The sequence below is a fragment of the Stenotrophomonas pictorum JCM 9942 genome (genome assembly GCF_001310775.1).
Taxonomy (GTDB): domain Bacteria; phylum Pseudomonadota; class Gammaproteobacteria; order Xanthomonadales; family Xanthomonadaceae; genus Stenotrophomonas; species Stenotrophomonas pictorum.
In genome coordinates this window covers 1-3,811 of sequence record NZ_BAZI01000261.1, presented here as the reverse complement: position 1 = coordinate 3,811, position 3,811 = coordinate 1, and the positions used below count along the sequence as shown (strand labels likewise).

Annotated in this window: 3 protein-coding genes; 1 reads left to right on the top strand and 2 read right to left on the bottom strand. The window is 66.4% G+C overall.

The genetic code is table 11. The features are described from left to right. The coding region (locus JCM9942_RS12020; protein ID WP_172675107.1) for a CsgG/HfaB family protein at positions 1-1,072 on the bottom strand (1,072 nt) is incomplete at its 3' end. A gap of 517 nt (positions 1,073-1,589) precedes the next feature. Here JCM9942_RS12020 and JCM9942_RS12015 point away from each other — a divergent pair. Beyond that, complete coding sequence (locus tag JCM9942_RS12015; RefSeq protein WP_054659929.1) at positions 1,590-2,642, top strand: lipid A deacylase LpxR family protein; 1,053 nt, start codon at positions 1,590-1,592, stop codon at positions 2,640-2,642. 66 nt (positions 2,643-2,708) lie between these two features. Here JCM9942_RS12015 and JCM9942_RS12010 read toward each other — a convergent pair whose 3' ends face one another. Next, entirely contained in the window at positions 2,709-3,809 is a 1,101-nt protein-coding gene (locus JCM9942_RS12010) for a D-alanyl-D-alanine carboxypeptidase family protein (protein WP_157722897.1), read from the bottom strand. Positions 3,810-3,811: the final 2 nt, after the last annotated feature.

Sequence of the window (3,811 nt, the reverse complement as noted above, 5' to 3'; positions counted from 1 at the left end):
CCGGCACCAGCTGCTGTACCGCCGCCTGCGCCAATCCACCGACAATGGCACCGGCGCCCTGCTGCATGGCGCCGGCCGTCTGGCCTGCCAACGGCGCGGCACCGGCCTGCGCTGCCGCATAACCTTGCTGGTCATAGGGCGAAGGCTGCACCGGGAGCACCGCCACCGGCGGCGGCACCACCGGCATCTGCTGCTGTGCCAGATGCTGGGCCGCCTGCATCTGCTGCATCTGCAACTGCATCTGCTGGATCTGCAAGGCCTGCTGCGCGGCGATTGCGCTGGCCGGCATCGCCGAGGCCGTCGCGGTCGGATTGCCACCAGCCGGATAGGAGGTGGTGGCGGCACTGGCCAGCTGCGGCTTGGAGGTGGCAGTGGGCGCCGACCTCACCCGGGCGGCGAAATCGACCTTCTCCACCCGCTCAAGCAGCGCCTGGAACGCTTCGCCATAGGCTTCCTTGATCACCTTGCCGAACTCGGTGTTCTCGTAGGCACCGGCCGAAATTCCGCCATTGATCCCCTTGGCCGAGGCCGAGGCCATCAGGTTCCAGTCACGGTCGGTCAGCTTGGCCTCGCCGGAGGCGGTACCCAGCAGTTCGGCGGTGCGCGAATCGGTGATGGTCAAGATCACCTCGGCGGTCTGCTTGCGCGAGCTCATGCCGCCGGCGATCTTGCCCGCCACGCCGAGCGTGGCCACGTTGGCCAGGCCACCGATCAGGCCGCGTTTTTTATCGGTACCGGCACCACCACCGACGTTGGAACCGCCGGCATTGGGATTTTGCGAGACCAGGTCGGGAATCAGAATGAAGTCGGCGGCCAGCATCTGCCCTCCGCCCAGATTCGCGCCTTCCTGGATATGACCGCCGGCCACCAGTTCACGCTCGGCCTGCGCGGCGGCAAAACCCACGCCACGGTCCAGGATCGTGAAGCAATTGGAATCGGTCACCATCACCCGCAACATGCGCGTCGGCGCCGGCAGGCCATGGCTGGCCCACAGCGCCTGCCCGTCATCGGGTTCGACGATACGGATCGTGCCTTCGGGTTTCTTGCACTTCAGGCCACCGCGGAGACTCATTTTGAAATCCAGCGCCTGGGCGGCCGGTGCGAACAGAGCCAACGCCAGTGCTGCACCCAGAACCGGCGCTGCAGAATACTTTTTCATGTTTTCCCCTGTGGCCGTCGCCTGCATGCCGGCCTGGTTGTATCGCGTGTGAAAGTGATGCCCGCACTCCCTCACAGGGCATGCAGGTCCCTGCTTTGGCAAAGTGGCTTCAGATGAAATATACATTACTGAATAGGCGCAATCTCCTGGGCATCCGCCGCCCGCAATCCCCCGCCCCGCGGTCACTTACGTTTTGCGCAGTGTCGGCGCCGCGACAGGATATGCGCCAGATGTCCCCTGTCCGGTGCAATGGAACGCGGATTTCCAGCCGGTCGCGCTGCTGGGGTTCCAGTACCGGCACCGCCGCGCTCGGATACCCGTGCGCGCATCCGGGACGCTGCAACGATCTGATCCAGCCGGCGGGATATGGCAGTTTCCAGTACTCCCCTAAGCTGCCCGGCCTTCCCTTGGCAGATCAGATCCGATCCCGATGAAAGCCCACCTATGGCTCGGCTTGGCACTGGCAGCGTTCGGACTCAGCGCTGCGGGCAACGCCTCCGCCACCACCTGCACCGCCAGCGCATTGCTTGAACAGCCGCCGGCGCTCAACTTCCGCGTGGACAACGACCTGTTCGGCGGCGCCCAGCAGGACCAGGGCTATACCAATGGCGCGCTGCTGACGCTGGTCTCGCCCAACCTGCGCGATTACACCGACGACCCCTGCCTGCCACGGCCGGCGCGCTGGGTGAACCAGTATCTGGAGCACCTGTATCCGGGCCGGTTCGAGCAGCAGAACATGATCTTCAGTGTCGGCCAGGGCCTGTTCACCCCGACCGATCACACCCGCAGCGACCTGATCGGCGATGACCGTCCGTATGCTGCGGTGCTGTTGGCCACCTTCGGCTTCAATGCCCGTCACCGGAACCACCTGCGCACCACCCAGCTGGCCCTGGGCATGGTCGGTCCGTCGGCACAGGGCAAACAGGTGCAGGACGGCGTACACGGCCTGCTCGGCGACGAAAAGTTCAGGGGCTGGGGACACCAGCTGAAGGACGAACCGGTGTTCAAGCTACTGCACGAACGCCTGCAGCGCTGGCCGGCCGAAGGCGAGGCGCACGGCTGGGGCTGGGATGTGATCAGCCACGGGGGCGGCGCCCTGGGCAACCTGGCCACCTATGCCAATGGCGGCGGCGAGATCCGCTTCGGCTGGAAACTGCCCGACGACTTCGGCAGCTCGCCGCTGCGCCCGGCCGGCGAGAACACCGCCCCCACCCGTCGCAGCCGTGCCGAGGGCTGGTCCGGCCACCTGTTCATGACCGCCGATGCGCGCTGGGTGCTGCGCGACATCACCCTGGACGGCAACACCTTCCGCCGCAGCCATCGCGTGGACAAGCGCCCGCTGGTCGGGGAACTCGGCTACGGGCTGGCGGTGATGCGCGGCAAGTGGAAGTTCGCACTGGCGCGCTACCACCGCAGCCGCGAATTTGAAGGCCAGCGGCAGACACCGGTGTTCGGCAGCTTCACTGTCAGCCGCACCCTGTAGCGGGCCACTGCGGAAAACAAAAAAGCCGGCGCGGGCGCCGGCTTTTCGCTGCGGTGTGGCGGGTCCTTACTCGGACTTCCACCACATCATGAAGGCGTCCCACAGGCGCTTGAAGAAGCCACCCTCCTCCACCGCCTGCACCGCCACCAGCGGCGCTTCGGCCACCACCTTGCCGTCCAGCGAGACCTTGACCGTGCCGATCTGCTGACCGGCGGCGATCGGCGCCACCAGCTGCTTGGGCACATCCATCGACGGCTTCAGATCGTTGTAACGGCCACGCGGCACGCTCACCAGCATCGGCTGGGCCACGCCCAGCTGCACTTCATCGGCCTTGCCCTTCCAAACATGCTGCGCGGTCACCGCCTTGCCCGGCTCGTACAGCCGGTGGGTCTCGAAGAAGCGGAAACCCCAGTTCAGCAGCGCCAGGCTGTCATCGGCGCGCTGTTTTTCCGAGGCGCCGCCCAGCACCACCGCGATCAAGCGCTGGTCGCCGCGCTGGGCCGAGCTCAGCAGGCAGTAACCGGCCGCCGAGGTGTGGCCGGTCTTGATGCCGTCCACGCTGGCATCGCGCCACAGCAGCAGGTTGCGGTTGGGCTGGGTGATCTTGCCTACGGTGAATTCCTTGATCTTGTTGTAGGCGTAGGTTTCCGGATAGTCGCGCACGAACGCGCGGCCCAGCAGCGCCAGATCGTAGGCGCTGGACTGGTGGCCCTCGGCGGTGAGGCCGTGGGCATTGACGAAGTGCGAGTCCTTCATGCCGATCTTGGCGGCGTAGCTGTTCATCAGCGCGGCGAAGGCCTCCTGGCTGCCGGCGGCGTGTTCGGCCAGTGCGATCGCCGCGTCGTTGCCGGACTGGACGGCCATGCCTTTTTCCATGTCTTCCAGCCGTGCGGTCTGGTTGACCGGGAAGCCGCTGTAGCTGCCATCGGTGCCGGCACCGCCTTCACGCCAGGCGCGCTCGCTCATCATCACCTGGTCGTCGGGCTTGATCTTGCCGTTCTTCATTTCCGCGGCAAGCACATAGGACGTCATCACCTTGGTGATGCTGGCCGGCGGCAGCGGGGTGTGGATGTTCTCGCCGGCCAGCACCTGCCCGGTGGCGTAGTCCATCAGCACCCAGGCACTGGCGGTGGTTGGCACGGGCGCCGGCGGCGTGGCCACCTGCACCG